The following is a 4860-nucleotide window of genomic DNA, read 5'->3' as shown; positions in this document are numbered from 1 at the left end:
GCATTCCTCTGCAATTCTCCCACAGTAATTTTTCCTGCATGAAGCATTTCCTCCACATCGTCATTCTCCGGATTGGACTTCGCATCACTCACTACCATATAAACATCATTCTGGGCAGCTACCATAGGAGCTTTCGCAGTTACCTCTGCCTGATGACCCTCATAATTGGACTTCGCCCACCAGTCAGTCATGACAATACCTTGAAATCCCCACTCTTTTCTCAGAATGGTTGTACACAGATCATAGCTACCTGCAGTCCAGAGCCCATTTACACTTCCATAAGTAGTCATTACAGAACGTGCACCACCCTCTTTTACTGCAATCTCAAATCCCTTCAGATAGATCTCTCTCAGACATCTCTCAGATATAACAGAATCAGAAGTACTTCGTCCCACTTCCTGATTATTTCCACAGAAATGCTTAATCGTACTTCCAATTCCGGATTTAGCCATTGCCTTCACCTGAGCCGCACAAATTCTTCCTGTGAGAAGCGGATCCTCAGAAATATATTCAAAATTTCGACCATTCAGTGGATTCCTGTGAATATTCATACCTGGTCCCAGCAGGGAATCAATCTTATTCAGTCGAAGTTCCCTCCCTGTCATTTCATACAGCTCACCCACAAGCTCCGTATTAAAAGTACAGCCCAGCAAAGTTCCATTTGGCAGAGAAAACGCTTTCGTACCGCAATCCATACGAATCCCTGACGGCCCATCCACGCAGCATCCCACCGGGATTCCAAGAGCCTTCAAAGACTCTGTCACACCGCCAAATGCAGCTGCAGTTCCAGCAGTGACCTTGGGACTGCACATTCCTTCACCGCGGAACATGGCAATCAGATCCGCCTCACTGATCTGTGCCACAAACTCATCCATAGAAACTTTTTTATCCAGTACATCTGCCAGCTTATAGCCTTTATCTCCCATATACTCCAGAGTCTTCGGCATTCTTTCCTCTCTGCGTTTATGTGGATCTGCTGTGCGGACAGGAACCTCTTCTGTTACTGCCTGATAAGTTCCATCTGCTCTCAGAACGGCTTTCATTCTCCGGAATTTCTCAATCGGTGCATATGCCTCCTGTAACTGTTCTATTACACGTAATTCTTCTTCGTAAATTCCTGCTGATTTCGCATTTCTTACATCACTTCCTGCAAAAATTTCATAAGTTCCCTCTTCCAGAACATAACAGGATTTGTGTCCTGTCACTCCACTGTCATCATAAGAGGCCATATCATATTTGGGAATGATGATAACAAGTTCTTCTTTTTCACCCGGTGCCAGTTCCCGGGTTTTTGCAAATCCGATCAGCTTTCTTGCCGGATTTCCAAGTTTGCCCTGCGGTGCTTTTACATAAACCTGTACAACCTCTTTGCCCCTCACATCACCGATATTGGTAACCGTCGCAGCCACTGTGAGTTCATCCTCAGTATTCTTAAAAATCTCCGCCTTTGTCTCAAAATTCGTATAGGACAAACCATATCCAAACGGATACAGCACCTTATCCTTCGCAAATGTCTCAAAATAACGATAACCCACATAAATATCTTCCTTATAATAATTCTTATATGGATCACCAAAATTCTCCGTAGACGGATAATACTCAATCCTCTCAGCAATGGTATCTGTCAGCTTCCCACATGCACACACTTTACCGGTCAGCACATCAGCCACACCATTGCCACCTTCCTGACCACCCTGCCATGCATACAGCACAGCCTGAGGATGATATTTCTCCACCCAACTCATATCAATAATATTTCCAACATTCAGCACCACAACTGTGCACTTACTCACCTCACAGACCCGGCAGATCAAATCCTCCTCCGTCTCCGTCAGACAATAGCTTCCCGGATTCGTATTATTATCCTGATCTTCACCTGCAGTTCTTCCTATAATAATAAGCGAAACATCGTTGCTACGTGCGCAGTCCAGCATTTCCTCTGTAACTTCCATCTCTTTCTGAGACCACGGAACACGACCCCATCCCTGACCTTCATCATAAGGATTCTCTTTAATCCAGTTTGCATAAATCCCCAGCAGTTTCTCATCCAGTTGAATCTCTTTACACTCCTTCAGCGCATCCAGAATTCCCACTACATATCTCGTATTCACCAGACCGCCGGAACCAAGTCCGCTTTTATGATAATGAAATGCCATGCGGCCAAAAACAGCCACACTCTCTCCCTCTCTCAAAGGAAGTGCCTGCTTCTCATTCTCCAGAAGTACACATCCCTCTGCGGCTGCCTGTCTCGCCAGTGTTGCATATTTCTCTAAATCCAATTTATAATCGTTCATGTTTTATCCTTTCTTTCTGAGAACGACATCTCTCAAGCGATGCAATGATCGTTCCGACCGTTTTTCCCCAATACTTTCTATTCCCCATCTTAAAAAATCTTTGCTTAAAACACTAAATATTTACAGGAAAATAACCCCCTTTCCTTCAAAACATCTTCAGCCTTTTACGGCACCAAGCGCGATACCTTTGGTAAAATATTTCTGTAAAAACGGATACAGGCATAAAATCGGTAGTATTGCAACAAACGCTATTGCCATTCTGACAGATGCAGATGGAATATCTGCAATTGCAACAGTTGACGCACCAGAAGCGTTCTGTGTCAGTGCTGTCAAATCTGAAATCATCTTATTCAGAAGGTTCTGAATGCCATATAACTTCGTATCTCTAATATAGTACAGACCATTTGTCCAGTCATTCCAGTATCCTAATCCGGAAAGCAGACCCATGGCAATAAGAATGGGTTTACCCAGTGGCAATACAATTTTGAAAAAAATCTGGAATTGACTTGCACCGTCAATCTGAGCTGCTTCAAAAAGTGCATCCGGAATACTGGCTGCAAAAAATGTACGAATCAGCATAACATTCATGGCACTCATCAGAAGTCCCGGCACAATATATGCAAGCAGTGTGTTATTGATATGGAAAATTCCTGTATACATGAGATATGTAGGAACCAGTCCACCATTAAATAACATGGTAAAAAATATGTAGAAATTCAGGATTCTTTTTCCTGGAAGATTTTTCAGGGAAAGCGGATACGCCAACAATGCAGACATTGCCACATTAATACTGGTTCCTATTACAGTGACCAGTATTGTAATTCCATATGCCCTGAATACATTTGCAGCATTATTCCAGATAAACTTATAGGCATGAATACTGAACTCTTTTGGAAATAAGGAATATCCATCTCTAACCAGAGCACTTTCAGAGGTGATAGATGACATAAATAACAAGATAAACGGCAATACAATACAGATTGTAACCAGTATCATGACCGTATGTGCCAATCGTTCAAATCTTTTTTCACTTTTGCTTCTAACCATTTTTTACCTCCTAGAACATTGCATTTTCAGGGCTTAATTTGCGCACAACCACATTTGCCAGCAGTACACAGGCAAATCCGACAATGGACTGATAAAAGCCTGCCGCTGAAGCCATTCCGATATTTCCGGACTGAAGCAGTGCCCTGTATACATAAGTATCGATTACATTGGTGGTATCATAAAGCTGACCGGAATTTTGTGTAACCTGATAGAATAATCCAAAATCAGAATAGAAAATTCTTCCAATGTTTAACAGTGTCAAAGTGATTACAGACGGCATAATCGATGGAAGTGTAATGTATCGGATCTGTTTCCACTTTGAAGCTCCATCCAGTTCTGCAGCCTCATAAAAAGAAGGATCAATTCCGGAAATACTGGAAATATAAATCAGGCATCCATATCCTACACCTTTCCATGTATTTACGATAACCAGGATCACAGGCCAATATTTGGATTCTGAATACCAATTAATTGCTTCTTTCCCGAAAAACGGAAGAATTGTCTTATTCAGCATTCCATTGTCCCCACTGAAAAAGGCAAAAGTGATATAACTTACAATTACAATAGACATAAGAAACGGCAGTAAAATTGCACTTTGATAAATTGTTTTGCATACCTTGCTCCGAATATCACAGATAAAGATGGCAAATGCAATTCCCAGAATCAGGTTGATGATAATAAATACAATATTATAAAGCAACGTATTTCTTGTAATCGTCCACACATCATTAAACAGATAAGTAAAATTGCTGAGACCAGCCCATGGGCTGCCAAAGATTCCATCTACCACGTTGTAATTTTTGAAAGCAACCACAAGTCCTGCCATCGGCATATAATTATTGATAAAAAGATAAATCAGCCCCGGTGCCATCATCAGATAAAGCGGTGCCCATCTTTTAAATTTTGCTTTTTTCATAAATTTTTCCTTTCAATTATCTGGAATATAACAGTGGATGCATAGCAGCATCCACTGTCTGTGTTATTTATTCTCTTCCAGCCACTTGTCCAGCTGTTCCTGTTTGGTGCTGATCACTTTCTCAATTCCTGCTTTCTTCAGTTCCTCAATAAATTTCGGAAGTGTTTCTTCAGGATCTACTGTACCAGAACCAAGAGCAGCTGCATATTTTGCTTTTACATTACTCAGTGCAGCCAGTTCGTTTGCAACACTTGTAGAATCATAGGTAAATCCGAATGCTTTTGATTTGAGTGCACTTTCATTCAGTGCCTTTGTTTCATCCCAGATATCTGGTGAATCACCCTCCCAAATATGCATTTTAAACTGGTCAAATAACTGCCATCCTTCTGCCAGATGATACGTGTTGCTGTCATCTTTTCCATCCGGATAGTTAATGATATCATTTTCAGCATCTACAACTTCGTAATCAACACCTTCTTCCCCCCAGTTCAACAGGTTCAGAATATCTGCATTTCCATATAAATAATCCAGACACTGCATTGTTTTATCTTTATCAGCAGAACTTGAACTGATGCCATAAGTCAGGTAAGAAATTTGTGCAGT

The 4860-nt window shown here is 41.4% G+C and carries 4 protein-coding genes; all 4 read right to left on the bottom strand.

Annotated elements, in window-relative coordinates:
• Window positions 1-2294 (bottom strand): glycoside hydrolase family 3 protein (locus ACZMB2_RS13620; RefSeq protein WP_487597139.1); only part of this gene is annotated, 2294 nt, incomplete at its 3' end.
• A gap of 156 nt (window positions 2295-2450) precedes the next feature.
• Window positions 2451-3341, bottom strand: coding sequence for a carbohydrate ABC transporter permease (locus ACZMB2_RS13615; protein WP_487597138.1), 891 nt, complete (start codon window positions 3339-3341; stop codon window positions 2451-2453).
• 10 nt (window positions 3342-3351) lie between these two features.
• Window positions 3352-4257: an ABC transporter permease gene (locus ACZMB2_RS13610; RefSeq protein ID WP_487597137.1), complete on the bottom strand. Its 906-nt coding sequence runs from the start codon at window positions 4255-4257 to the stop codon at window positions 3352-3354.
• A 63-nt stretch (window positions 4258-4320) separates the two neighbouring features.
• The coding region (locus ACZMB2_RS13605; RefSeq protein ID WP_487597136.1) for a DUF3502 domain-containing protein at window positions 4321-4860 on the bottom strand (540 nt) is incomplete at its 5' end.

Source organism: Hominiventricola sp. (assembly GCF_057604405.1).
Note: the sequence above shows the minus strand (reverse complement) of the source record. Positions and strands in the feature narration are given on the sequence as shown.

What these genes read in the sequence shown, in the direction of transcription:
- ACZMB2_RS13615 (WP_487597138.1), bottom strand. Translation starts at nt 3,341, where the DNA reads ATGGTTAGAAGCAAAAGTGAAAAAAGATTTGAACGATTGGCACATACG.
- ACZMB2_RS13610 (WP_487597137.1), bottom strand. Translation starts at nt 4,257, where the DNA reads ATGAAAAAAGCAAAATTTAAAAGATGGGCACCGCTTTATCTGATGATG.